Source organism: Paracoccus litorisediminis (assembly GCF_009711205.1).
Lineage (GTDB): Bacteria > Pseudomonadota > Alphaproteobacteria > Rhodobacterales > Rhodobacteraceae > Paracoccus > Paracoccus litorisediminis.
The window spans coordinates 267,314-290,242 of record NZ_WMIG01000001.1 but is presented as its reverse complement, the minus strand read 5'-3'; the positions used below and the strand labels follow the sequence as shown (position 1 = coordinate 290,242).

The window sequence follows — 22,929 nt, the reverse complement described above, 5'->3', positions numbered from 1 at the left end:
AGCGGAGCGGCAATCCGAGCAAGGAGAGAACCATGCAGAACCCGCGCGCCGAAGCATATGGCGCTCCCCAGAATCAGGACGTTTCGCCATTTCCACAACGACAGGATGAGAAAGCCACGCCCAAGGTGAGAATGCAGCAGGAAGGCGAGGTTCTCCAGGTCGAGGTGTCCGGCGATTTCTCGAAGCTTCAAGAGGCTGCCGGAAGCGACAATGTTCTGGCTGGCCTTTTACATCAGATTTCCGCCACATCATCGCCGGGGAAGTTGGCGGACGATGACGCCGCTAACTTTGTGCTTGGCTTTGTGGATGGCATGCACCCACAAGACCCCGCTGAAGTTCTGCTGCTAACTCAAATGGCTACCATCCATCAAGCGACGATGACCCTTGCCCACCGGCTGAACAGGGCCAGCGTCATCCCGCAACAGGACGCAGCCGAGCGCGCGCTGAACAAGTTGGCGCGCACATATGCCGCCCAGGTCGAGGCGTTGAAGCGCTATCGATCGAAGGGCCAGCAAGTGGTGAGGGTCGAGCGCGTTACCGTCGAAAGCGGAGCGCAGGCGGTCGTCGGTAACGTCAATCACGGGGGAGGGGCCCATGGCTAAAGATGCCGTTTACCTCATGCACTGTTCTCCCCGCTGCACGGCGAAATCCAAGCGGTCAGGCGTCCGCTGCTGCAATCCCGCGGTGAAGGGCTGGGCTGTCTGTCGGATGCACGGTGCGCGGTCTGGTGCTAAACCGGGCTCCGACCACCCGAATTTCCGGCATGGGCTGCGGACGAAAGAGGCCTTGTCACTCCGGGCGCAGGTCATGGAACTGGTTCGCGAGAGCCGGGAAATCGCACAGATCCTCGGAGTCTGACAGTTCCGGATCATCTTAGGGCTTATGCTGCCCTCTTCCGGCGACGCATCGAGGAGAAAACCAGCGCCCCCGCAGCGATGCCTGCTATCGCCCACTTGACGGGCAGCGCGTCGGCAGTCTCGCTCCGGATAGGCAGAACCGTCACAGTGCCTGGCCGCGATTCCACGCCCGTGCTGCCTGCTGCTTTCGCCTCGGCAATCTCCTGCGGTGAGACAACCCATTCAGCACCGCGCGACTTGTCGAAAGCCATGAATCCGAAACCGACAGCCAGAGCAGCGACGAGCGGGAGCAGGATCTGTTTCATTGAAATGCCTTTGGTTTGTAATGGAGTGCCTGTGTAAGGCGGTGCCCCGATCTGGGCAAGCAGAGGCGCTTTAGTTACGGCTCGGCAAGCCCGCCTACTGCTGTCGAGAAAAAACACGCCCACTTTTGTCGTGAAATCTGAGGCTGTCCGTGCTATCGTGACTTCTCCCGCAGCTTGTGCTGCCAACCTAGGAGGACGTCAGATGACCAGCGACATGAAACGCATTCTGCGCCGTGCACTGATCGAGGAACGTCAGAAACTCAAGGGTGCCGTAAGCGTATTGCAAGACAGCGATGACGTGAAGAAAACCGATTGATAGAACGCTTTTGCGTCTGGGACGGCGGGGCACGAACCCCGCCGTTTTGCGTCGAGTCGTGGCATGAGGAAACCCCGCCGAAGCGGGGCCAATATTTTCCGTAGGAATTTTGAGGGACAAATCCCCAACCAAGGTTACGCCCTGCCGCAACAAATCGGAGCCGGACATACGGCGCTGAAAGTTGCACGGCGGCAATTCGACAGGGGCGTGAATGCCAGAGGGGATAGAACGCATCAGGGAGGCGCAGCGGAGGCGCTGGGACTACTGGCACAACAAGTTTCGCACAACTCCCAAGTCTCCGTCGGAAACGTCATAAATCTTCGCAAGGTTCTTTGAAAACGAAACAGCATTTGACCGAAAAGTGTTTATCGTCAAATAACCGTAGAAATTTCCCTCTCGATCTACAACAACAGGAACACTGTCCGACGACGTGAACTCATTCCAAGGGCTGGAAGAGGAGAACTCGCTGCCAAACTTACCGAATTCATTGAAGATCGATTCTGACTTAAATTCACTCCCAGCCCCAAATTCGTTGCAAATCGCGTCAGAGGCGAACGCGTTGCAGTTCAGGCAACCAAGAAACACATCATGGTCATCGCCTCCGAATATCAGAAACTCTTGGCCTTCCGCCTGCGCAGCAAAAAAAACGCCGAGCAAAGGAGATAACAGCTTTATCATCAGTTTTCTCCCTGCCATTTCGCGACCCATAGCGCATCGCAATATTGATTCTTAGCACCCACCGTAGTTTTTGCTCCCGCTGGGGGTGATAGTATAACTCCCGCCTCTAGGGCCAACATAGCATCGGCTTGATGATTGGTAACTGCGGGCAGCCGAAGTCTGGCGCGCGACATACTGGCGATGGCTGGATACGCTGCTTCGAAGGGTTTTCCCCCACTCGCAGGCATTGCCATCTCCATCCCGGTCTAACCCATGAAGGTCGCTGACGGGACCTCCCGTAGCGAGGAAAAACCGCTGAGCTTCGGCGCCGGACGTGAAGTCAGAACAGTTGCGGTCGCCGCTGATAGCCTCAGAACGGGCGTAAGACCTGCGACCCACAGTTCCGCTGGTTTTCCTGCCCAGGTATTCACTTCCCGAAGGTGACTGAGTTTCACCCCGTGCCGCCAACTCAGCTTCAAGAAGCATGATTGTTCGTGTGTCGGATGTCGCGCCCAACTCGCTCCAAAGCGCATAGGATGATCGATTACGCATGCTGTCGGGGCCGCCATAGGTCGACGAATCTACTGTGGGACCGCAAGCGACAAGCGCGGTGCAACTTCCTGTCCGTAAGGCAGCGCTCAGGCGCCTAAGAGAAATCAGTAACATTCTACCCCTTTTGTCCAACCGCGAACCTACGAAGAACTTTTGTTAAGAAAGGTTAACGATTCTGGACGCTAGGCGGTGTTATGGCGATTCGGATAGTCGGGTGTTAGATTTACGTCATTATGTCGTATCATGTTACTGACCCGGCTCTGACCCCCAATTTAATCAAGTCGCAAAATGCCAGCACCCGATCCACACAGCGTGACCATCGAGGAAAAGCCCGGCGGCGGCTGGGGACTTCTGATCGAGACGTTCATGCTATCTGGGCGGACACAGCGGACAACCGGTGTGGGAAGCCCGTTCCCGAGTTCGGCAGGGCAGATGCTCGCCACTGCTTCGATGGCTGCCGTAAGCGGGCTGCGAGACAACGGCGTGCGTCAATCTCCTGATTGAGCCTCACACAACAGGGAGGACGTATGCCGGTTGTACAGTTCGATCCGCGCAGGAAAAAACGTACGGTCAGGACTAAGAAACAACGCCGGTCGTTGCGCTCGTTGCTTGCAAAGGTCGGAATGGGCCTAGGCTTTATCGCGATGCTTTACGCCTTATTTAACCCACTCAAGCGATACCCGGAGTATGTTCCTCGACTGATCGAAATGACCGCTGTTCAACAGGTTGAGGGGCCAGTAACGCACGTTCGCGACGGAGACACGATTGAAGTGAAAGGCGTTGCCGTACGATTTAGCTCATTGGATTGTGCGGAGTTAGGGACACCTGCAGGCCAAAGGGCTAAGGTAGCTATGCAAAAGCTCGTCAACGGCAAGACAGTGCGCTGCTATCTGAACGGTGGTCGCAGCTATGACCGCTTTATCGGCTCCTGCTACCGAAACGATGGTCAAGAATTGGCTTCCGCCATGATGGTGGGGGGATACTGCGCCAGATACTGGTAGCCAGTTGAAGTTGATCAATCGGAAGTCAAAACGCATGGGCTGTAAGGCGGAGGCTTGATTGTCCAACGCCTTAAAAATGCGCGCAGCACGGCACAAGCGGAACTGGTTCAGTCTTTTGCTTTCCAGATAGCTTGATACAACTCCGCCAGCGTATCCCCCGCCCGATCAGCAAGAGCCGCCAAGTCTGGTCGTTCCCGGATGAAAGGATGCTCCTGCAAAAAATCATTGAAGTGTTGCGCCACGACAAACGCTCTGTCGCCTGCCTCATGCTGATAGCCTGGGAAAGTCTCACCCATTGTCTGGAGAGCATTCTCATCTTCGCCCATCTGTTCACCTTCACCCACTGCATGTTCCCCGTATGCACCGCCCGCCGACTGCCGGATCAGTTGGAATGTCCATAGCACTCTACAAGTCGGGTTGTCCTCTCAAGGTCCTTCCCGAGGGTGACAGCATCTAGAAGGGGTTCGTCATCGGCGCCAAGGATCGGCTCTACGTTATTTTGAAACAGGAACAGTTTCGCCATCTCGCCCCGCACCGCAAAGTTGACGTTCTGCGGGATGTCACCAATGGTCTCGGCGATCAGCTTGGCATCCAGCTTCGAGACCACTACTCCTACCACATGGCCGGTCGCATCTACAGCTGGACCCCCTGAGTTTCCTGGTTGGACCGGCGCGGAGATCTGCATGCGGATCGGATCACCTGCCGGCCCTTTCAGGCTGCTGACGCTGCCGCGGGTGATGTTGAGGCCTGAGAGAATCCCGGTAAGCGGATAGCCAGCAATGGTGATGTCGGCATTCAATGCCGCCGGTCGAGAGGCGAATTTTGCGACCGCGGGGATTCGTTGAGGGATGTCCTTGATTAGCGCTAGGTCAAAGTTCTCGTCGACCGCAATCAGGATTATATCGCGGCCATCAATCTTCAGGAGTTCGCAGCCCTCTACAACATGAGCATTCGTAATCAGGTGGCCCTGCTCCGATACGAAGAAGGCTGTTCCAGTGCCTTGAAGGGTTAGTTCAGCCGGCTTTGGCGCTGAGGGGGCCGCAGGTGCAACCGCCTGCTGATCGACAGGTGGCGAGGGCAAATGAGGGACGGTAGGAGGTGCCGTCATGCCTTGGCGCATTGCCTCAAGACTTGCATATTCGTCGGCTGTCTGCTGCTCGTCCGCCTCAACTAGGATGGTTGCCATGGAAGTGAAGCCCTCCATAATCTCCCCACTAGGAGGAAGATCAATGGCGTTCGACCATCCCTTGGTAATGCTGCCGGAAACAGCGCTCAAAAGGTGCTGGTCCCGCTTAGCCGCGGACAACATCACCGTTGCCCAACCATTCCGCCTCAGATCTGAACGGACATAGAGGATTGTTCCTGCCGGTTGGTCTACGGAGGTAATTAACACTTTTTCGCGCCGGAGGGTGTAGGGGGAACTTCCCGGCAAAGCCGAGCGAAGCGCGTAGGTATGAAAACCTTGCATGTTTGGCAAATCGCCAAGATTTAGCGAGTAGCGGAGTGTGCTCGCGTCGTGGGCGTAGTTCAGGAAGAACTCACTCGCCTGTTCCTGCTTCATACGCCCTGCTGGGACCGCGAACGACATGTCCATCGGCTCAAAGTAGCGCTGTTCCCAGCCGTCAACGCGCAAGGCCTCTGCTGTGTCTGCGGCAAGCAGGACGACCTCCCAGCTCTCAATAGGGGGCTGCAATCCGGCACCTCTGGCCCATGCCTCAAGTGCGGCTTGGCTGCCGTTGCCCCATGCGCCATCCACTAGGGCGGAATATTGGCCCTCCAGGGCAAGTCCGAACTGAAGAAATCGCTTTTCATCCAGGCTGAGTTTGGTCGCATCAAATTCAGCCCACATCTCATCCACAGTATAAGCATATACGGGCGACGCGAGCGCTATGACGACACTGAAAATGGACGAAGTGATGCGCATGTCAGGCTCGGAAATGGCAAAACCGCATTTTCAGAATGAATGCGGCGAGGGTCCGAGTCAAAGCATCCTTAGCAGCCCATTAAGGTTGGTTTAGTTTTGAGCCCCGCGGTTCAAGGAAAGCAATACTACTCCGGGTCCCGCAGCTGTCTGCCCCGTCTCGAGGAATTGGACGCCATTCGCTTCGAGGGCGTGGAGTACGGCCTCCTCATTCTCGCGGCTTAGTGCCTTTGTGCGACCGCTCTCGAATGACCGAAGCGTGTCGTGCGAAATGCGCGCTGCGTCGGCGAGGTCTCCAGCCTTCCAATCGAGCAAAGCACGCGCCGCCTTGCAAATTTTCTTGTCGAGGGCTGGCATTTACACTCCGTGTGTATCAAGATACACTCCATGTGTTGACACCTGGTGTGTTTGATCCTACATATCATGTGTAGTTTGGTAGGTAAACGGTTTCCCCGCCCGGGCGACCGCGGACCCACAAATGCCGGGTTCAAATTCGGAGTTATATGCATGATTCACGGCGTCCTCAAAGTGGCGACTGAGCCCGCATGTCTTGTTAGTGCGGCTGGATCGATTCTGCCAACAGCCCAGCGTGTGCTCATCGCCGTGCGGCTGCGTTTGGCCTTGGAGGAGATCGAGACGGGGCCGGGGCGACCTCAAGTCGATTCAGAATGCTATCCAGTTTCAGATCGAGGCCCTGCGGGCCGCGCATGGCCGGCCGGATCGCATGGGCTGCTCCGCGTCAAGGCGCACAAGGTGAATGCTGCCCCTGCTGAAGGCAATCAGGTTCTCCCACAGCCGTTAACCCGGCAGTGTGGGTCGGATCATTCGAGCAGGTCGTACAATCACATTGCCTCGGCTCAGGCGCACGATTTCGCGTTCGGCAAATCCCGCTGCCGTTGGACCATCCCGACGCGTGAGCCATCGCCAGACCAATCCTCATAATGGAGAGCTGACTATGAAACGTCGTGATCTAATGAAACTGGCTCCAGCCGCACTTGCTGCCAGCGCGGCGCCGAGCCTCGCTGCGCAGGCTATGAGCGAAACACCGATAATGCGGATGTATCGCCAGTGGACCGTTCTGATGTCGAAAGAAAATGGGGCACTGGACATGGAGGAGGAAGCGTTTGACGCCCTCGTCAGCATGCGTTGCGACTACGAAGACCAGATGATGCGCGAGCCGTGTCAGAACGCGACCGACTGGGTCATCAAGGTCGCGGTTTGGACGGCGTTCGGTGAATTTGAACTTTCAAGCGCTCACCCACACCGGGACGCAATTTGGGCCGAAGCACGGGCGCAGATCGGGGGTGCTGCATGAGCGAGCCCCTTGTGCTGACCGACATCATCACAACGAACAAACCGGACGAGTGGGCTGAACATCTCGTCTATTGTGTCGAAACGATGATCGGAACCTGCCGCATCGCACTATTGAACGAAGGCATCGGCGGCGAACTGGAAGAGCGTCGACTACACATGGTCGAGCAAACCTTGGAGGTGGCGCAGGCGCTGGCTCATGTGGCCGGGATGGGCTGCGAGATTCTTCAGGCACGGTGCCGACCACAAGTCCGAATGGAGGCCGCAGAATGAGCGCTCTCCTCGGTCATATTCTGAACCAGCAGGCGCGGGCCATGCACCTCGAGCGCATTCTTGAGGCAGCAGAGCTTCTCGACAACGAGGGTCTTGCACCGGCAGTCATGTCGTCGCCGATCAGTACCGCCCGCAGTATCGCGTGCGAACTGAATGCGGCCTTGGACAGTGTGGCTTTGCCCGACAACTAACGCCTGTGGCGCCCGGCTACGGTCGGGCGCCTTTTTTTCCTCCACGACATTGGCAACTGGCGCGAGGGCGCATCAGCATGAACATGGTATATTCGATCAACCGGAACTGGTCGGATCGATTTATCCCCGAGATCCGTCGTATCGTCGGCGCGCATCTTCTGCGGGTAGCGCCTGATTACCTCGATACCCGCCATGCCACCGACTTGCTGATGCTGGATGGCCGGGACGTGCGCATTGCGGCACGTGTGCGCCGTCATGGCTATGCGGGACGCTATCCCTACGACTTCACGATCCGCTCCCGCCTGCCGTCGGGCAATCAGACCGAGTTGGCAAAGATTGTCGACGGCGAGGGTGACTGGCTGTTCTACGGCCACGCCGACGCAGCCGAGACGGGCTTTGACCTGTGGTGGTTGCTGGATCTGCGGGCCTTCCGCGCCGGGCTGATCCGTCATGCCTCGAACGGCTTTCCCATCTCGTCGGGCGACCAGGTGAATCGGGACGGCACCTGCTTCAAGTGGTTCGACATTCGGTCGTTCCCCAAAGATCCAGCGCTGGTGCTGGCATCTTCGGGACCGGGTGCATTGCAGCGGCTTAACTGACTTTAGATTTCTGGTTGCAGCCAATTTGATTGACAGGCCCCGCGAGCGTCCGGGGCTTTGCTTTTTTGTCTCCGGCATTCGTTGTGCAAGCACCGCTTGCGGATAGAGATTAGCGGCTTTCCCTGAACAGGTTAAGCTGGATGAGTTCGTCCAACCTTGTACGAATTCAACCATGAGGCGTGATGATGAAACACACCATTGGATTGCTCTTCGTTGGAGGGCTCCTGTTAGCCGCGCTAAGCGCATGCGCTACTTCGCCAAGCCAAATACAGGGCACGTATGTAAGCCCATCGACCTATGCGAGCTACAACTGCCGAGCAATTGTTAGCGAAAGAAATCGTGTGGTGAATAAGGTGAACGAGCTTTCCGGTACGCAGCAACAGAAGTCTACAAATGATGCGGTAGCAACCGGTGTCGGCGTCGTCCTGTTCTGGCCCGCGTTGTTCGTGCTTGCGGCAGGTTCAGACCTTGAGCCTCAGATTGCTTCTCTGAAAGGCCATTATGAGGCGCTTACCGCTGCTGGCACGGAAAAGGGCTGCTTCTAAAATACCACCGTAGAAGCTGCTTCATCTTTGACTGCGCCAAGATGTTGAGGATGCGGTGCCTGTTTTTACAGGGCAGAACAGGGCAGGCCGTGGATCTGATCGCGGCTGCTGCCGCTTTTTTTCAGGCGGTCCATGTCAGGTTTTTCAGGTTGCGATGTGCCCGGCTCGCCGTTTTTTAACGGGGAATAACGGTAAGGGCCGCATCTTGCGACTCGTCTACGTTCCTGAAATGTTCTCACGATGACACGCCGCACCACCCCACAGGCCAAGACCGACGAACGCGCATTCCCCGTGCGCATAAGGCTGCAAGTTCCCCTGAATGGATTCGGCCTGCAATTTGATACAGTACATCTCTGGCTGGATCGGATTATAGGCCGCGGCAACTATGCTTGGCACAGTGGTGGCGTTACGGCGGGGCGCGATTGCGTTGTGCTCTATTTCCGAAGTACCGCTGATGCTGATGGCTTTTGCTCCGCTTTTCCCGAACTCGGGTTGGCTGACGGCACCTGCTATCCCGGTTACTCTTCCCCAGCGCTGCCGTTCGGCAGGAAGGCTGGCGAGGATGAGGCTGTGTGCAATCTCTACAACGTCACGACCACGCAAGAGGCAATGCGGCAATTGTTCCGCGGCTTCGCTTTCGCAGACAGGGTCGGGAACCTTGAGCCGGGCAGCATCTATCCAGATCGGCGGGCCCCAATCATTCGACACGACGGCCAAGCATTGGAACTGGTGCGGGCGCGCTGGGGAATGCCTTCGCCGCCGTCCGTCCTGAAAACTGTCCGCGACCCAGGCGTGACCAATGTCCGCAACACTTCTTCATCTCACTGGCGACGTTGGCTTGGTCCGGCTTATCGATGCTTAGTCCCGGTCACGTCCTTCGCCGAACCACTTGGAGCCGGAAACGGCAATCAGTGGTTTGCTGCAGCCGACGACGCACCGATGTTCTTTGCCGGTATCGAGGTTCGCGGCTGGCAGTCAGTCCGCAAAGTGAAGGACGGTGAAACGATAGATGACCTGTTCGCCTTTCTGACGACCGCTCCTAACGCGACCGTTGGCGCAATTCATCGGAAGGCTATGCCGGTGATACTAACCGAACCCAAGGAATGGGAAACGTGGCTGTCCGCGCCTTTCGAGATAGCCGGTAAGTTGCAACGGCCACTTGCCGAAGATGCACTACGGCAGATCGAACATCCGATCTAATGTCGAACTCAATCTGCTAAGTAAGACTTTAAAGGTGGGCTATTGGGTGGACCAGATAGGGACGGTGCTTTTTAAAGCACTGACTTAGCACGACTTTCTGGGGGAAAGTGGTGCCCGAAGGCGGATTCGAACCACCGACACGCGGATTTTCAATCCGCTGCTCTACCAACTGAGCTATTCGGGCATCTTCGCGTTTCGCTCTCTAGCGTCTCGCTTTCGATAGGCGGGTTATTAGGGAACCTGCGCGGTGGTGTCCAGACCGAAAAAGCAGAAATTTCATTCTTCTTCGTCTTTATTTGTCACCGGCTCGGCGGGGATGCGGTAGTCGCCTCGCAGCCAATGCGCGAGGTCAACATCCGCACAACGGCGCGAGCAGAAAGGGCGGTATTTTTCGACCGCCGGCTTGCCGCAGATCGGGCAGGCCATCAGCCTGCCCCCCCTGTCGCCAGACGGCTCAAGGCGATGCGATCGCGCTTGCGGCTGATCTCGTAAAGACCCATCGCGGTCCAGCCGATCAGAACCGTCTCGGCCGATTCAGCTTTGAAAGCGGCTTTCAGGATCTGCTCCAACGTCCCGCGGTCGCGCTTGGGCATCGGCGCGAAATCGACGACGATCTGGCCACCAAGACCGCGCAGGCGCAGTTGCCGGGCAAGATCGCGGGCCAGTGCGATATTGGCCTTGAGGCCCGCCGCCGGCGAATGATCCGAACCGGTATTCACATCGACCGCGACCAGCGCGCGCAGGGCCTCGATTTCGGCCCATGCACCGCCGCCCAGATCGATTCGCGGCGACAGCAGCGATTCGACGGCATCGGTGGCCCCGGTCAGGACAAAGGCATCCTCACCATCTTCGACCGAATCGGGCTCAGGCTCGGCCCAGTCATGCCAGGCTGCCTCGGCGGGCTCAGGCGCGTCCAGCAGCAGCTCGGGCGGGCCATCGCGATCGGCCATCAGGCTGCGGGCCAGTTCGACCAGCTGGTTCAGCTCATCCGCGATTTCATCCAGTTCGGCATGTTCGGATGCGCTGCGGAAGACCAGCCCGAGGCTGTCGGGCATGTCCTCGACCGCGGCTTCGCCAAGCTGGGCCAGACCCGCGCGAATGTCCTCGTCGCGAATGCGGCGCGAGACGTTCACGCCGGGCGCGCCCGGGGTCACGATGACATGGCGGCCGCGGAAATTCAGCCGCGAGCTGACCGGGATGGCCTTGCCATCCTCGGCGCTGCCATTGACCTGCACCAGCAGCGTTTGCCCTTCGCGCAACCCGCTGCGATCGCGCAGATAGCCGCGTTCGCCTTCGGGCAGGCGCAGGAAGACCCCGCCCTGACCCTTGACCAGCCGGTCCACCTTGGCCCGGCAGATCGCGCCGGGGGGCAGAGGCGTCAGATGGCCCGCGTCGATGATAAGGTCCTCAAGCTGGCCGTCCTGCATCAGCGCGGCGGCGTCGCGGCCAAAGACCTGTCCCAGAACGATCTGGCGTCCCTTCATTCCGATGTCCCCCGGATTCCTGCATGGGCGAGCAGGGTTGCAGTTTCGGCAAGCGGCAGGCCGACAACGGCGCTGTACGAGCCCTGAAGCCAGGCGACAAAGGCGCCCGCCCGGCCCTGAATGCCATAAGCGCCCGCCTTACCCTGCCACTCGCCCGAGGCGATGTAGTCCTCGATCTCGATGGGCGAGAGGGGGCGCAGGCGGATCGTGGTCTCGACCAGCCGTTCATGCAGGCGGCCGCGATGGGCCAAGGCCACGGCGGTCAGCACGCGATGGCGGCGGCCCGAAAGCAGGCGCAGAAAGGCGCGTGCCTCATCCGCGTCCACGGGTTTGCCTAGGATGCGGCGACCGGCAGCGACCGAGGTATCGGCGCAAAGAATCGCGCCCTCGGCCTGCCCGGCCAAAGCCGCGGCCTTTTCCCGCGCCATGCGGCGGGTGTAGTCGCGGACCTCTTCGTTGCGCTTCGGCGTTTCGTCGATATCGGCGGGCAGGATCTGATCCGGCCGGATGCCGATCTGGGCCAGCAGCTCAAGTCGGCGCGGACTGGCCGAACCAAGGATGAACGCGGGCCGCAAATGAAAATCCCCGCTGGGCGACGTGTCCGGGCGGGGTGAAATGATGTCTGTCATGTCGGTATGCCTGAGCTGGCCCGCATCTGCGGCAGGGCCGCAGACGAGGCAGAGGGCTTACTTGAAGCGGTAATTGATCCGCCCCTTGGTCAGGTCGTAGGTGTTCATTTCCACCTGAACCTTGTCGCCGGCCAGAACGCGAATGCGGTTTTTACGCATCTTTCCTGCCATATGCGCGATGATCTCATGGCCGTTTTCAAGCTCGACCCGGAATGTCGCGTTAGGCAGGAGTTCCTTCACGACGCCGGGAAATTCGAGCATTTCTTCCTTGGCCATGTTCTCTCCTTTAGGGAATACCCGCGGGGTGCGGCGGGCGCATGCTACATGCGTCCGCAGGGCCAGAATTTCAAGGAGAATCTGATCATCGCCCCGCAGGAGTGGCGAAGTTCGGGCCGAATTCGGCCCCAAGCGTGGCTTTCAGCCCTCAGCCGCGCGCAATGGCAGCGCAGGAGGGAGGTCATTGCGGTCAGGATTGCGGAACGGATCGGGCATGTCCAGATCGATTGGCGGTGCGCCTAGTTCGATCCCCGAGAAACCCGCTGCGCTGAGCGGTTCGCGGGCAGTGTCACCCTCTGGCGTGTCGATTCCGGCCGGGCGCAGCTTGATCGCGTGGAAACCTTCATTTTCGCCCAGACGCCCGCGCGCCAGAAGTTGCCCTGCCATCGTCTCGACGCGCACATCATCAAGCGCATTGCCGGGCAGTGGAATCAGACCACCGGCTTGCAGGCCGCGCAGCGCGCGCAGCGTCATCGTCCGGCGGCACAACACCCCGCTGAGCGTGACCGGGGCTTCGCGAACCGCTTCGGCAAGGGTGGGCTCAATCGTTTCGGGCGGCGGTGCGGGCGAGGATGCCACGGGCAACAGCGCCGAGGGGGGCATCTCGGTACGGACATGCATCTCGGGGAGGCCGATCAGGATCGCGCCGTCGCGTTTGCCGCCCGTGCCAATGCGAAAATCCAGTGACAGCCGGGCCATCGCGCCATCCTCAAGCATCAGGGAAAGCGGGCGCGGATCGTCCAGATAGGCGACATAGCGAAAGCTGCCGAACCGTGGCAGACCCGGATGGGCGGCCAATTCGCGGCCCAACTCATCCAGCAAAGCGTTGACGAACTCGGCAGAAATCGCGGCATCCGTCCGTGTGGGCCGCCGTGGCTGTGCCGGACGCGGCGTGACCCGTCCCAGCGCCTGCATTTCCACCATCGAGGCCAGCAGGTTCTGGCACAGGGCGACGAAGCCGATCTTGCCCCGGTTATCCTCGGCAATGGCCAACAACGCACGCTCGGGCAGGTATTCGGGCATCTCCGCCACGGTCATCGAGGAAAAGCGCACCCGTTCGACATAGACCGGCAGGCTTTGCGTGCGTTCCGCTGCGCGGCCAAGCGCGGTCGCGACGGCGCGTTCATGATCCTTTTCCGACAGGCGCTGGATTGCGGTAACCTCGGGGGCGCGGGTTTCGTCGCGCCGGGCAATCAGGCCGCGCAGCACCGTACCGCCCGGAATGGGCGTCTCTGCCATCGTTTCCCTGTCCATGCCTTGCATCACCACTTCCGAATCATTCGCCCTCAGCGCCAAATCTGCCAGCGATTGGTTTCGGAACGGTTTATTCCGCCGCATTTTCCGTGCGAGGCGGTCGCGGACGGTGCGGCAGGGTCAGGCGGAAGCAGGCTCCGCCCTGACCGGGAAGATAGGCGATGCTGCCGCCCAGAAACTCCATGATCTCGCGGCTGATGGCCAGTCCCAGACCCGCGCCACCCGCGCGCGAGGCATCGTTCAGACGCGAGAACTTCTCGAATATCAGGGCCTGCTTTGCCACGGGAATCCCCGATCCATTGTCGGAAATGTCGATCTCGGTCCGGCCATCGGGCTTGCGCCGGGCCTCGATCCGGATCTGCGGCGCATGGGCGTCGCAATATTTACGGGCATTGGCGATGACGTTGATCAGGACCTGCAGCAACCGATCAGCATCGGTCAGCAGCATCAGATGCTCGGCCGGCGGATCGCGCAGCAGCGTGAAATCCCGCCGCGCCGCCGTCGCCTGCGCCGCGGTCAGGGCCCGGTCGATCACGTCATGCAGATTGACCACGGACAGGATCAACCGGGCCTGCCCGCCCTCAAGCACCGATAGGTCCAGCAGGTCGTCGATCAGCCGGGTCAGGCGGCCGGTCTCATCATGGATGATACCAGCGAAACGCAACCGGTCCGGGTCGGGCAGGTCGGGTTCGCTGAGGATTTCCGAAAACGCCCGGATCGAGGTCATCGGCGTGCGCAATTCATGGCTGATCTGGCCAAGGAATGCGTCCTTCTGTTCCGAAAGAACAGTCAGTTTATCGTTCGTTTCCTGAAGCTTGCGTGCGGTTCTTTCAATTTCTTCGGCGGCGTTCTCCAGCCGGGTGCGGTCGGCGCGGGCACGGCTGGCTTCACCTGCGACCTCCATCAGATCGGAAACGGTGATGCTGCCGCGCCCCGCGACCTGTCCCATCAGGGCAACCGCGGTGGCGGCACCGACGGTACCAGCCAGTTCCCGTTCGAAATCGGTCAGAAAGCGCGGCGTCAGATCGGGCAGGTAACCGGACTTGCCCTGCTCGACCGAGGCATCGCGAAAGATCTCCAGCGCGCGGTCGCTGCCCCAAAGGCGGCTGGCCAGCGTCAGCAGCGCCTCGGCCGGGGCGGAACCTGCGCGTTCGGGTCCGGCGCTGTCGGGGGCGATGGCATGGACAAAGGACAGCGCCTGCATGCGTTCGACCGGGTTCGGGAAATCGACCAGAGAGACCAGAATCAGCAGCGCCAGATTGGCCCCTAAAGCCACCAGCACCGATCCGGCAAAGGGGTCGATCCCGGCGGGCAGGACCGGCTGTGGCACCAGACCCAGCGAGGGCAGGTAGATCAGCCCGATCCAGATCAGCGACCCGGCCGAAATCCCGGCAATCGCCCCGCGCCGCGTCGCCCCCCGCCAGATCAGCCCTGCCACCAGTGAGGGCAGCACCTGCGCCATCCCCGAGAACGCGACAATTCCCATCACCGCCAGCGCCGAGGTGCCCCCCGACATCTGGTGATAGGCCCAGCCCGCCGACATGATCAGTATGATCGCAAGGCGTCTTGCATTCAGCATCAGTGCCTTCAGGTCCTCGCGCGCGGCACCGGGCAGGCGGTTGGCGCGAAAGCCGCCATGGCGCAGCCACAGCCAGAAGGGCACTAGCCAATGGTTGGCCATCATCGTCGACAGGGCAATGGCGCTGACCACGGCCATCGACATGGCCGAGGAGAAGCCTCCGATAAAAACGAATCCAGCCAGCAGGTTCTGCCCCTGCGACAAGGGCAGGGCCAGCACGTGCAGATCCGGGTTCGAGCCTGCGGGCAGGATGTCGTCGCCCACCACCGTGATCGGCAGCACAAGGAAGGACATCACGAACAGATACAGCGGAAAGGCCCAGCCCGCCTGCCGCAACCGGTCGTCGTCGCTGGCCTCGACCACCATGACATGGAACATGCGTGGAAGCACGATAATGGCCGAGGCCGACAGCCCGATCAGCACCAACCAGCGCTCGGGGTTGATGACCCAGCCCGCGCCCTCGGGGCGGGTGGCCATGCGGTCGATCCGGGCCAGCACATCGGCGGGACCGTCCGCCACGCCCCACAGCACAAAGACCCCGACGGCGATAAAGGCCAGCAGCTTCACCACCGCCTCCAACGCGATGGCGATGACGACACCGTGGTGGCGCTCATCCGCGGCCAGATTGCGGGTGCCGAACAGGATGGCAAAGGCCGCCAGCCCTATGGCGGTCCATAGCGGGATATGCCCCGGCAGCGGCGCATCGGTACGGGCGAATGCCGACAGCGCCATCGACACCGATTGCAGCTGCAGCGCGATATAGGGCGTTGCGGCGGTGATCCCGATCCCAGTCACCAGCGCCGCCAGCCCCGCCGATTTCCCGAACCGGCTGGAGATCAGGTCCGCGACCGAGGTGATGCGGTGCATCCGTGCCACCCGGACCAGATGCCGCAGCCCCCACCACGCCCCGGCAAAGACGATGCCCGGACCCAGATAGATCGTCAGGTATTCCAGCCCCGAGCGGCTGGCATAGCCAACCGCGCCGTAAAAGGTCCAGGCCGAGCAATAGACCGACAGTGACAGCGTGTAGATCGCGGGCCGGTTCATCCAGCGCCAGCGCCCGGCCGCAGCGGCGCGGTCGGCGGCATGGGCCAGCAGAAACATAGCCGCGACGTAAAGAATCGCCGCGAGGCCTAGCATTTCAGGAATCATCGTCATCCTCCGACGCGCTGCCGATGGCGCGATGCAGGATTGCGGTGATCAGGATGGTGACGAACCAGCCGGTGCCCAGCCACAACGTGCCGGTGGCAAAGCTGAAGTAATGCGGCAGCCAGATCGGGGGCAGCAGGACGATCAGGGCAAAAACGACAGGCAGGATGCGCGTCGCGTCGATCATCCGGCGACGGCGATAGGCGTCGCGGCCCAAAAACAGGCGACGTGTCCGCAGCCTCATGCGGGACCGAGGATCGAGGGTTCGTGCCGCGCGGGACACAGCGTGCGCGGGCAGATGCGGCAGGCCGGGCCGACGGCAAGGGCCTCGCGTCGGTCCTCGGGCGGGGCGGGCAGCAGCAACATTTGGGCCCGGCTCAGCGGTGGGCCGTCAAAACCCATGGGCAGCAGCCTCTCGCAGACTGCCCATGCCAGATAGCGCGCGCCGCTGGCCATCTCGACCAGCCGGGCGACGGGCAGTTGCGGCTGGGCCAAAGCCTCGAACAGCGGCCACAGCGCGCAGCCTTCACCGGGCGGCGGCAGGCGGAAACCGGGCGGGGCCACGCGAAATAGCGGCGCCCCCGAGCCATCGCAGACGATCAGCCCGGCATGCGCCCAGATCCCCGGACGCAGCACGCCCAGACGGCGCAACACCAGATCCAGCGGCCGCCCCAGCCTTGAGGCCAGCAGCGCCGGATCGGGCAGGGTCAGCAGGGCCGTCGCCTCGGCGAGTTCGGCATCGGAAAGCAACTCGCGGTCGCGGGCCTGCGCAGCGGCCATGTCACGCGCCAGCTTGCGCGCCGCGTCCGAGGCCAGTTCCGCGGAATCTGCCGGGTCGGGCTGACCGGCGGCGATCCATGCCTCGACCTCTTCCTGCGGCGACATCGGCACCGCGTCATCTTCGAACGTATCCAGATAGGCGACCAGCGCCTGCGCCGTGCGCGACAGGCGGGCGCTGTCGCCGTCAAGGTTGGAATGAAAGCGGTCGCGCCATTCGGGTTCGATATCGGGGGTCTCGGCCAGAATCGAGGCGGTCGAGCGGACCGAGGTCACCGCGGACTGGACCTCATGCAGGGTGGCCAGCAGATAGGGGTCGCGCGTCATCCTGTCGGACAGGGCAACCAGCCGTCGCTCCAGCGCGTCGGCGCGGTGAATTGCCACGGAAAGCGCGCTGGCCCAGCCCGGATAGCGTGCCGCGAATTCGGCAATCTGGTCCAGTTCCAGCGGGTGCTTGTGATCGCTCAGCCGTCCGGCGGCCTCGCGCAGGCCGGAAATCAGCGCCTCCTCATGGTCCGAGGCAAGCTCGGTCACGTCGATATGCAGCGCCTGAGCAAGACGACCCAGCAGCGCCTCGCTGACCGGGCGACGGTTATGTTCGATCAGGTTCAGGTAGGCGGCCGAGATTTCAGCCCGGCGCGCCACCTCGGTCTGGCGCCAGCCCTGGGACAGGCGGCGTTCGCGGATGCGGGTGCCGATCAGCGCGCGCTTGGTCGGCGCGCGGCCCGTCGCAATCCGGTCCGATGACTGGCCGAGGGGCGGGCGACCCATCGGTCAGATCCCATCCTCGGCGGCTTCGAAATGGCGGATGGCCTTGACCACCAGATCGGCAAAGCTGGTCGCGCCCAGCTTATCCTTCAGCGTCTGACTGACGTTGGAAACCGTCTTGTAGCTGATGCCGACATGATCGGCTATCTCGCGATAGGCAAGGCCCCCGGCAATGGCGCGCAGGATGTCCGTTTCTCGCGGGGTCAGGCGCGCGCGGACGGGAACCGCGCCGGGGCGGTCCAGCAGCGCGATCTTGCGGGCCAGATCGGCCGGGACGTAATCGCCGCCGCGCGCCACCTCGGACAGCGCATCGCAGATTTCTTCGGACGGGGAATCCTTCATGACGATGCCGTTGCAGCCGCCCTGCAAGGCGCGCCGGGCAATGATCGGGCTGCGATGCATGGTGAACACAAGGATCGGCTGGGTCGCGCCCACCGCCCGCAGCCGCTCGATCAAGCGCAGCCCGGCCAGTTTCGCGTCGCCCATGGTCAGGTCCACCACCAGCACCTGCGGAGCCTCGCGCCGCCATGCCCGAAACCCGCGTGAGGGCGAGGGCGCGGCGATCACCTGACAATCGATGCGGCCATGGGTGATCCGTTCCCACCCCTCGGCGACGACAGGGTGGTCGTCGATGACAAGGACTCGCAGCGGGGCGGCAGGGGCGGTCATGGGAAGGTCATCCTGAATTCGGTTACGGTCATGCCCCCGTCGCGGCGTGGCGGCAGCCATTCCGCACCGATGGCGGCAGCGCGGTCGCGCATGCCCTGATGGCCAAGGCCGCGCCTGCCTTCGCGCAGCGGCGCAGGGCCATCATCGCAGACGCGAGCCCTGATCTGGCGGCCCTCGGTCTGGATATCGACCGCGATATGCGTTGGGCGGGCGTGGCGCAGTGCGTTCAGTACGCTTTCACGGATAAAGCGATACATCGCGATCCGCCCGGATTCGCCGGGTTCGGGCAGAGCCTCGGGGATATGCAGATCGAAGGCGACCTGCGGCGCGGCCTCTCCGAAATCGATCAGCAATTCGCGGATCATCTCCTCCAGCCCTTCGGCATCGTCAGGCGAGGGGCGCAGGTCGTCGATGGCGGCGCGGGCGCTGTCGCGGATCGCGTCGGAATGGGCGGCGATTGCGGCAAGGTTCTCGGCCAGTTCGGGGGACACGTCCTGACGCCGGGCCTGTTCGACGGCGGCACGCAGCGCAAACAGTCGCGGGCCGATTTCGTCATGCAGATCGGTGGCGATACGGGCGCGCTCGGCCTCGGCCAGGCTCAGCATGCGGCCTTGCAGCAAGCGGTTTTCGGCCCGCTCGCGCGCCAGATGCGATGCCAGCGTGTCGATGCCTTCGCCAAGCGCATCGAGCTCGGCCAGACCGCTGCGCGGGGTTTGGGCGTCCAGCTCGCCAATGCGCATGCGCTCAAGGCCTGCACCAAGCTGGTTGAGGCGGCGCACCACCAGCAGCGTCAATGCCATGGTCGAACCGACGGCGAGCAGCCCGGTGACCAGCAGCAGCGGCACCAGCACGGTCAGGTCGCGCCAGATCTCGGCGATCTCATCCGAGGGTTCGGTCCTGATTTCCAGCAGGCCCAGCACATTGGGATATTGCGTGATCGGAAAGACATCCTGCATCGGCGGTGGCCGGAACAGGCGGGCGAACCATTCCGGCGCGTCGTTCTCGACCGGGACCGGCAGCATGGCGGGCAGTTGCACCTGCTGGCCTGCCGCATCGCGCAGCTCGGCGGTGACGTGGCGCTGGGCGCGGATATCGGCGGCGATGCGGGTGGCCTCGGCCATGACATCGCGGCGCTGGAAGGCGGTGGGCAGGGTCAGCGTCGCCGCCGCCTTGGCCAGCATGAAGGCCGATTCCGTTTCGCGTCGGACGGAATCACGGGCATGCCAGATCACGACCGAGACCGAGATCGCGAACATGGCGATCCAGACCAGCAGCGATCCGGCCAGCGCAATGCCGCGCAGGGGCAATTCACGCTGCCGCAAGGCGGTTGGCCGCTTGCCAACCGCGCCGAACTGGCCCGATGCGTCCATTCCCCTCCTCAGCCGCTCAAGCGCGGTCCCCCGAGGCCAAGACTAGGCCCGCGCCGCCTGCGGAGCAAGCTTCCGCTTGCCCCGTGCAATCAGGAGTTGGCGTGCTGCCCCTCAAGCACTTCCTTGCGGCCCAGCAGGCGGCGGACCAGCACAAAGAACAGCGGCACGAACAGGATGCCCAGCACCGTGGCGGAAATCGTCCCGCCCAGCACCGTGGCCCCGATCGTGTTGCGCCCGTTCGCGCCAGCCCCGCTGGACAGGACCAGCGGCAGCACCCCCAGCGAGAAGGCGACCGAGGTCATCATGATCGGACGGAAGCGCTGGCGCGCGGCCTCGATCACCGCCTCGTAAAGCGGTTTGCCGGATTGCTCGGCCTGTTCTCGGGCGAATTCGACAATCAGGATGGCGTTTTTCCCGGTCAGGCCAATAACGGTCAGCAGGCCGACCTGGAAGAAGACGCCATTGTCAAAGCCGCCCAGCCATGCCCCGGCCAGCGCGCCCAAGACCCCGATGGGCATGGCCAGCATGACCGCGAAGGGGATCGACCAGCTTTCGTAAAGCGCGGCAAGGCACAGGAACACCACCGCCAGCGACAGGCTGTAAAGCAGCATGGTCTGGCTGCCCGATTCCTGTTCCTCAAGCGACAGGCCGGTCCATGCGATGTCGAAGCCGACGGGCAACTTCGCCGCCATCTCGGTCAGCGCGGTCATCGCCTCGCCGCTGGAGACGCCGGGAACCGGACCGCCTTGGATCTGCATCGCGGGCACGCCGTTGTAACGGGTCAGGCCCTGCGGACCATAGGTCCAGCGTCCCTCGGCAAAGTTCGAGAAGGGCACCAGCCCGCCCGAGCTGTTCCTGACCCGCCATTTGTCGATATCGGTGGGCACGGAACGTGACAGGGGCTCACCCTGAACATAGACGCGCTTGATCCGGCCGCGATCGATGAAGTCGTTCACATAGCGCCCCGCCCACGCGACCGAGAGCAGCCCACCGACATCGGTGGCCGAAACCCCCATCGCGCCGGCCTTGCGCCAGTCGATGTCTAGATTGTACTGCGCCGCGTCCTCCAACCCGTTCGGGCGGGCCGAGGCAATGCGCGGGTCCTGACCCGCCATGCCCAGCATCTGGTTGCGCGCCGCCAGCAATTGTTCGTGCGACTGACCCCCGCGCGCCTGAATGTAGAAGTCGAAGCCCGAGACGTTGCCCAGCTCGATCACCGAGGGCGGCACGATCGGGAAGACCATCGCATCGCGGATCTGCATGAGCGCCGGGAAGGCGCGCCCGGCAATCGCCTGCACGTTCTGGTCGGGTCGCGTGCGTTCCTTCCAGTCCTTCAGCCGCACGAATGCGATGCCCATGTTCTGCCCGGCCCCGGCAAAGCTGAAGCCCGAGACGCCAAACATCGAATCCACGTTCTCGGCTTCGGCGGTGGTGAAGTAGTTCTGGATCTGCGCCAGCACTGCCTCGGTCCGTTCGGTAGTGGCCCCGGTCGGGCCCTGCACCAGCACGAACATGATGCCCTGATCCTCATCGGGCAGGAAGCCGGTGGGGGTGCGCAGGAACAGAAAGACCATGGCCGCGCCAATCGCCAGATAGATCAGCATCATCCGCAGCGGGCGGTGGATGATCCAACTGACCGAATGGCCATAGCCCGAGGTGGTGGCGTCAAAACCCCTGTTGAACAGGCCAAAGATGCCGCGCGTCTTGTGGCCGTGTTCGTTTTTCAGCAGCGTCGCGCAAAGCGCGGGCGTCAGCGTCAACGCCACGACCACCGACAGGCCCATGGCCGAGGCGATGGTGATGGCGAACTGTTTGTAGATGATCCCTGTCGAGCCGCCAAAGAACGCCATCGGCACGAAGACCGCCGACAGGACCAGCGCGATGCCGACCAGCGCGCCGGTGATCTGGCCCATGGATTTGCGGGTCGCCTCACGCGGGGAAAGGTCCTCTTCCTCCATGATCCGCTCGACGTTTTCTACGACGACAATGGCGTCGTCGACCAGCAGGCCGATGGCCAGAACCATCGCCAGCATGGTCAGCGTGTTGATGGTGAACCCCAGCGCCGCAAGGATGCCGAACGTGCCCATGATGACGACCGGAACTGCCAGTGTCGGGATCAGCGTCGCGCGCCAGTTCTGCAGGAACAGCAGCATGACGAAGAAGACCAGCACGATGGCCTCGACCAGCGTTTTGACCACTTCCTCGATCGAAATCAGCACGAAGGGCGTGGTGTCATAGGGGATGACGTAGCTGACGCCTTCGGGGAAGAACTTGGCGAATTCCGCCATGCGCTCCTTGATCCGATCCGCCGTGTCCAGCGCGTTTGCGCCCGAGGCAAGGCTGATCGCGATACCGGCGGCAGGCTTGCCGTTGTATTTCGCGCTGGTCGAATAATCCTCGGCACCGATTTCGATCCGCGCCACGTCCTTGAGCAGGATCAGCCCACCATCGGCCTCGGCGCGCAGCACGATCTGCTCAAAATCCTCGGGCGAGGACAGCAGCGACTGCGCCGTGATCGTGGCGTTCAGCATCTGGCCCGGCGGTGCGGGCTGCGTGCCAAATGACCCGGCCGAGATCTGGGCGTTCTCGGCGGCCACCGCCGTGACGACATCGCTGGGGGTCAGTTCGAACGCGGCCAGCTTGGACGGGTCCAGCCAGATCCGCATCGAATATTGCGCGCCAAAGACCTGCACCGAGCCCACGCCCTCGACCCGGCTGAGATCGTTGACGAGGTTCGAGATCATGTAATCGGACAGGTCGACCTGCTCCAGCGCGCCATCATCCGAGATCAGGCCGATGACCATGAGGAAGCTGGACGAGGTCTTTTCGACCGAGACGCCCTGACGCTGCACGGCCTCGGGCAGAAGCGAGGTGGCCTGCGCCAGTTTGTTCTGGACCTGAACCTGCGCGATATCGGCATCGGTCCCGGTTTCAAAGGTCAGGGTCGTGGTCGATGAGCCGGACGAGGACGAACTGGACGAAAAATAGCGTAGCCCGTCCAGACCGGTCATCTGCTGTTCGATGACCTGCGTCACGGTATTGGCCACCGTCTCGGCCGAGGCGCCGGGATAGGTCGCCCGGATCTCGACCGTGGGCGGTGCGATCTGGGGATATTGTGCCACCGGCAGGTTGAAGACCGACAGTACCCCAAGACCCATGATCAGGATCGAGATGACCCAGGCAAAAACCGGGCGGTCGATGAAAAAGCGCGCCATGTCAGGCTCCTGTTTCCTGTTCCTCGACGAA

The 22,929-nt window shown here is 62.0% G+C and carries 24 protein-coding genes and 1 tRNA gene; 8 read left to right on the top strand and 17 right to left on the bottom strand.

What is annotated here, in order from left to right; translation table 11 throughout:
- Positions 1 to 32 precede the first annotated feature (32 nt).
- On the top strand, positions 33 to 602 hold the full coding sequence (locus GL300_RS01500; protein WP_155037807.1) for a hypothetical protein: 570 nt from the start codon (positions 33 to 35) through the stop codon (positions 600 to 602).
- Positions 603 to 880: 278 nt separating this feature from the next.
- Here GL300_RS01500 and GL300_RS01495 read toward each other — a convergent pair whose 3' ends face one another.
- The 3 genes from GL300_RS01495 to GL300_RS01485 form a co-directional block, all read right to left on the bottom strand.
- A complete protein-coding gene (locus GL300_RS01495) occupies positions 881 to 1,162 on the bottom strand; it encodes a hypothetical protein (protein ID WP_155037806.1) in 282 nt (93 codons plus the stop codon).
- Positions 1,163 to 1,739: 577 nt separating this feature from the next.
- On the bottom strand, positions 1,740 to 2,156 hold the full coding sequence (locus GL300_RS01490; protein ID WP_155037805.1) for a hypothetical protein: 417 nt from the start codon (positions 2,154 to 2,156) through the stop codon (positions 1,740 to 1,742).
- Between the two features lie 51 nt (positions 2,157 to 2,207).
- The gene (locus tag GL300_RS01485; RefSeq protein WP_246195058.1) at positions 2,208 to 2,621 is read right to left on the bottom strand and encodes an excalibur calcium-binding domain-containing protein; all 414 of its coding nucleotides are present in this window, start codon (positions 2,619 to 2,621) and stop codon (positions 2,208 to 2,210) included.
- A 593-nt stretch (positions 2,622 to 3,214) separates the two neighbouring features.
- On the opposite strand from GL300_RS01485, the gene GL300_RS01480 reads away from it, so the two are divergent.
- Positions 3,215 to 3,688, top strand: a complete 474-nt coding sequence (locus GL300_RS01480; RefSeq protein WP_155037803.1) for a thermonuclease family protein — start codon at positions 3,215 to 3,217, stop codon at positions 3,686 to 3,688.
- A gap of 107 nt (positions 3,689 to 3,795) precedes the next feature.
- Here the strand turns inward: GL300_RS01480 and GL300_RS01475 are convergent, their stop codons facing one another.
- Both GL300_RS01475 and GL300_RS01470 read right to left on the bottom strand, forming a co-directional pair.
- Positions 3,796 to 4,014, bottom strand: a complete 219-nt coding sequence (locus GL300_RS01475; protein ID WP_155037802.1) for a hypothetical protein — start codon at positions 4,012 to 4,014, stop codon at positions 3,796 to 3,798.
- Between the two features lie 56 nt (positions 4,015 to 4,070).
- The gene (locus GL300_RS01470) at positions 4,071 to 5,612 is read right to left on the bottom strand and encodes a S1 family peptidase (RefSeq protein WP_155037801.1); all 1,542 of its coding nucleotides are present in this window, start codon (positions 5,610 to 5,612) and stop codon (positions 4,071 to 4,073) included.
- Between the two features lie 952 nt (positions 5,613 to 6,564).
- Here GL300_RS01470 and GL300_RS01465 point away from each other — a divergent pair.
- From GL300_RS01465 to GL300_RS01440, 6 genes are all read left to right on the top strand, one after another.
- A complete protein-coding gene (locus GL300_RS01465) occupies positions 6,565 to 6,924 on the top strand; it encodes a hypothetical protein (protein WP_155037800.1) in 360 nt (119 codons plus the stop codon).
- Positions 6,921 to 7,193, top strand: coding sequence for a hypothetical protein (locus GL300_RS01460; protein ID WP_155037799.1), 273 nt, complete (start codon positions 6,921 to 6,923; stop codon positions 7,191 to 7,193). The genes GL300_RS01465 and GL300_RS01460 overlap by 4 nt, the downstream gene beginning before the upstream one ends.
- A complete protein-coding gene (locus GL300_RS01455; protein ID WP_155037798.1) occupies positions 7,190 to 7,384 on the top strand; it encodes a hypothetical protein in 195 nt (64 codons plus the stop codon). Before GL300_RS01460 ends, GL300_RS01455 begins: the two co-directional genes overlap by 4 nt.
- A gap of 77 nt (positions 7,385 to 7,461) precedes the next feature.
- Positions 7,462 to 7,983, top strand: a complete 522-nt coding sequence (locus GL300_RS01450; protein WP_155037797.1) for a hypothetical protein — start codon at positions 7,462 to 7,464, stop codon at positions 7,981 to 7,983.
- 182 nt (positions 7,984 to 8,165) lie between these two features.
- Positions 8,166 to 8,528, top strand: a complete 363-nt coding sequence (locus GL300_RS01445) for a hypothetical protein (protein ID WP_170297584.1) — start codon at positions 8,166 to 8,168, stop codon at positions 8,526 to 8,528.
- A 291-nt stretch (positions 8,529 to 8,819) separates the two neighbouring features.
- Positions 8,820 to 9,728 carry an SOS response-associated peptidase gene (locus tag GL300_RS01440; RefSeq protein WP_425495918.1) on the top strand — a complete coding sequence of 303 codons (909 nt, stop codon included), beginning with the start codon at positions 8,820 to 8,822 and terminating at the stop codon, positions 9,726 to 9,728.
- A gap of 108 nt (positions 9,729 to 9,836) precedes the next feature.
- Here GL300_RS01440 and GL300_RS01435 read toward each other — a convergent pair.
- The 12 genes from GL300_RS01435 to GL300_RS01380 all read right to left on the bottom strand — a co-directional run bounded on the left by GL300_RS01435 (position 9,837) and on the right by GL300_RS01380 (position 22,898).
- Positions 9,837 to 9,912 (bottom strand) — tRNA-Phe (locus tag GL300_RS01435).
- 92 nt (positions 9,913 to 10,004) lie between these two features.
- Positions 10,005 to 10,154: a DNA gyrase inhibitor YacG gene (locus tag GL300_RS01430; RefSeq protein WP_155037794.1), complete on the bottom strand. Its 150-nt coding sequence runs from the start codon at positions 10,152 to 10,154 to the stop codon at positions 10,005 to 10,007.
- Entirely contained in the window at positions 10,154 to 11,212 is a 1,059-nt protein-coding gene (locus tag GL300_RS01425) for a ribonuclease E/G (protein WP_155037793.1), read from the bottom strand. Before GL300_RS01425 ends, GL300_RS01430 begins: the two co-directional genes overlap by 1 nt.
- Positions 11,209 to 11,841 (bottom strand): Maf family protein, encoded by a 633-nt coding sequence (locus GL300_RS01420; protein ID WP_155037792.1) that lies wholly within the window; start codon positions 11,839 to 11,841, stop codon positions 11,209 to 11,211. Before GL300_RS01420 ends, GL300_RS01425 begins: the two co-directional genes overlap by 4 nt.
- Positions 11,842 to 11,898: 57 nt before the next feature.
- Positions 11,899 to 12,117, bottom strand: coding sequence for a translation initiation factor IF-1 (infA, locus tag GL300_RS01415; RefSeq protein WP_010397442.1), 219 nt, complete (start codon positions 12,115 to 12,117; stop codon positions 11,899 to 11,901).
- A 141-nt stretch (positions 12,118 to 12,258) separates the two neighbouring features.
- Positions 12,259 to 13,356, bottom strand: a complete 1,098-nt coding sequence (locus tag GL300_RS01410) for a FliM/FliN family flagellar motor switch protein (RefSeq protein WP_246195057.1) — start codon at positions 13,354 to 13,356, stop codon at positions 12,259 to 12,261.
- 85 nt (positions 13,357 to 13,441) lie between these two features.
- Positions 13,442 to 16,102: an ATP-binding protein gene (locus GL300_RS01405; RefSeq protein WP_155037790.1), complete on the bottom strand. Its 2,661-nt coding sequence runs from the start codon at positions 16,100 to 16,102 to the stop codon at positions 13,442 to 13,444.
- Positions 16,092 to 16,343: a hypothetical protein gene (locus GL300_RS01400; RefSeq protein ID WP_155037789.1), complete on the bottom strand. Its 252-nt coding sequence runs from the start codon at positions 16,341 to 16,343 to the stop codon at positions 16,092 to 16,094. The genes GL300_RS01405 and GL300_RS01400 overlap by 11 nt, the downstream gene beginning before the upstream one ends.
- Positions 16,340 to 17,647 carry a helix-turn-helix transcriptional regulator gene (locus GL300_RS01395; protein ID WP_155037788.1) on the bottom strand — a complete coding sequence of 436 codons (1,308 nt, stop codon included), beginning with the start codon at positions 17,645 to 17,647 and terminating at the stop codon, positions 16,340 to 16,342. The genes GL300_RS01400 and GL300_RS01395 overlap by 4 nt, the downstream gene beginning before the upstream one ends.
- A gap of 3 nt (positions 17,648 to 17,650) precedes the next feature.
- Entirely contained in the window at positions 17,651 to 18,313 is a 663-nt protein-coding gene (locus GL300_RS01390) for a response regulator transcription factor (RefSeq protein WP_155037787.1), read from the bottom strand.
- Positions 18,310 to 19,683: a LapD/MoxY N-terminal periplasmic domain-containing protein gene (locus tag GL300_RS01385; RefSeq protein WP_155037786.1), complete on the bottom strand. Its 1,374-nt coding sequence runs from the start codon at positions 19,681 to 19,683 to the stop codon at positions 18,310 to 18,312. Before GL300_RS01385 ends, GL300_RS01390 begins: the two co-directional genes overlap by 4 nt.
- Before the next feature lie 89 nt (positions 19,684 to 19,772).
- Complete coding sequence (locus GL300_RS01380; RefSeq protein ID WP_155037785.1) at positions 19,773 to 22,898, bottom strand: efflux RND transporter permease subunit; 3,126 nt, start codon at positions 22,896 to 22,898, stop codon at positions 19,773 to 19,775.
- Positions 22,899 to 22,929 lie beyond the last annotated feature (31 nt).

Bases quoted from the DNA above. Each gene is read 5' to 3' on its own strand.
- GL300_RS01500 (WP_155037807.1), top strand. From the start codon at position 33: ATGCAGAACCCGCGCGCCGAAGCATATGGCGCTCCCCAGAATCAGGAC.
- GL300_RS01495 (WP_155037806.1), bottom strand. From the start codon at position 1,162: ATGAAACAGATCCTGCTCCCGCTCGTCGCTGCTCTGGCTGTCGGTTTC.
- GL300_RS01490 (WP_155037805.1), bottom strand. From the start codon at position 2,156: ATGATAAAGCTGTTATCTCCTTTGCTCGGCGTTTTTTTTGCTGCGCAG.
- GL300_RS01485 (WP_246195058.1), bottom strand. From the start codon at position 2,621: ATGCTTCTTGAAGCTGAGTTGGCGGCACGGGGTGAAACTCAGTCACCT.
- GL300_RS01480 (WP_155037803.1), top strand. From the start codon at position 3,215: ATGCCGGTTGTACAGTTCGATCCGCGCAGGAAAAAACGTACGGTCAGG.
- GL300_RS01475 (WP_155037802.1), bottom strand. From the start codon at position 4,014: ATGGGCGAAGATGAGAATGCTCTCCAGACAATGGGTGAGACTTTCCCA.
- GL300_RS01470 (WP_155037801.1), bottom strand. From the start codon at position 5,612: ATGCGCATCACTTCGTCCATTTTCAGTGTCGTCATAGCGCTCGCGTCG.
- GL300_RS01465 (WP_155037800.1), top strand. From the start codon at position 6,565: ATGAAACGTCGTGATCTAATGAAACTGGCTCCAGCCGCACTTGCTGCC.
- GL300_RS01460 (WP_155037799.1), top strand. From the start codon at position 6,921: ATGAGCGAGCCCCTTGTGCTGACCGACATCATCACAACGAACAAACCG.
- GL300_RS01455 (WP_155037798.1), top strand. From the start codon at position 7,190: ATGAGCGCTCTCCTCGGTCATATTCTGAACCAGCAGGCGCGGGCCATG.
- GL300_RS01450 (WP_155037797.1), top strand. From the start codon at position 7,462: ATGAACATGGTATATTCGATCAACCGGAACTGGTCGGATCGATTTATC.
- GL300_RS01445 (WP_170297584.1), top strand. From the start codon at position 8,166: ATGATGAAACACACCATTGGATTGCTCTTCGTTGGAGGGCTCCTGTTA.
- GL300_RS01430 (WP_155037794.1), bottom strand. From the start codon at position 10,154: ATGGCCTGCCCGATCTGCGGCAAGCCGGCGGTCGAAAAATACCGCCCT.
- GL300_RS01425 (WP_155037793.1), bottom strand. From the start codon at position 11,212: ATGAAGGGACGCCAGATCGTTCTGGGACAGGTCTTTGGCCGCGACGCC.
- GL300_RS01420 (WP_155037792.1), bottom strand. From the start codon at position 11,841: ATGACAGACATCATTTCACCCCGCCCGGACACGTCGCCCAGCGGGGAT.
- infA (WP_010397442.1), bottom strand. From the start codon at position 12,117: ATGGCCAAGGAAGAAATGCTCGAATTTCCCGGCGTCGTGAAGGAACTC.
- GL300_RS01410 (WP_246195057.1), bottom strand. From the start codon at position 13,356: ATGGCAGAGACGCCCATTCCGGGCGGTACGGTGCTGCGCGGCCTGATT.
- GL300_RS01405 (WP_155037790.1), bottom strand. From the start codon at position 16,102: ATGATTCCTGAAATGCTAGGCCTCGCGGCGATTCTTTACGTCGCGGCT.
- GL300_RS01400 (WP_155037789.1), bottom strand. From the start codon at position 16,343: ATGAGGCTGCGGACACGTCGCCTGTTTTTGGGCCGCGACGCCTATCGC.
- GL300_RS01395 (WP_155037788.1), bottom strand. From the start codon at position 17,647: ATGGGTCGCCCGCCCCTCGGCCAGTCATCGGACCGGATTGCGACGGGC.
- GL300_RS01390 (WP_155037787.1), bottom strand. From the start codon at position 18,313: ATGACCGCCCCTGCCGCCCCGCTGCGAGTCCTTGTCATCGACGACCAC.
- GL300_RS01385 (WP_155037786.1), bottom strand. From the start codon at position 19,683: ATGGACGCATCGGGCCAGTTCGGCGCGGTTGGCAAGCGGCCAACCGCC.
- GL300_RS01380 (WP_155037785.1), bottom strand. From the start codon at position 22,898: ATGGCGCGCTTTTTCATCGACCGCCCGGTTTTTGCCTGGGTCATCTCG.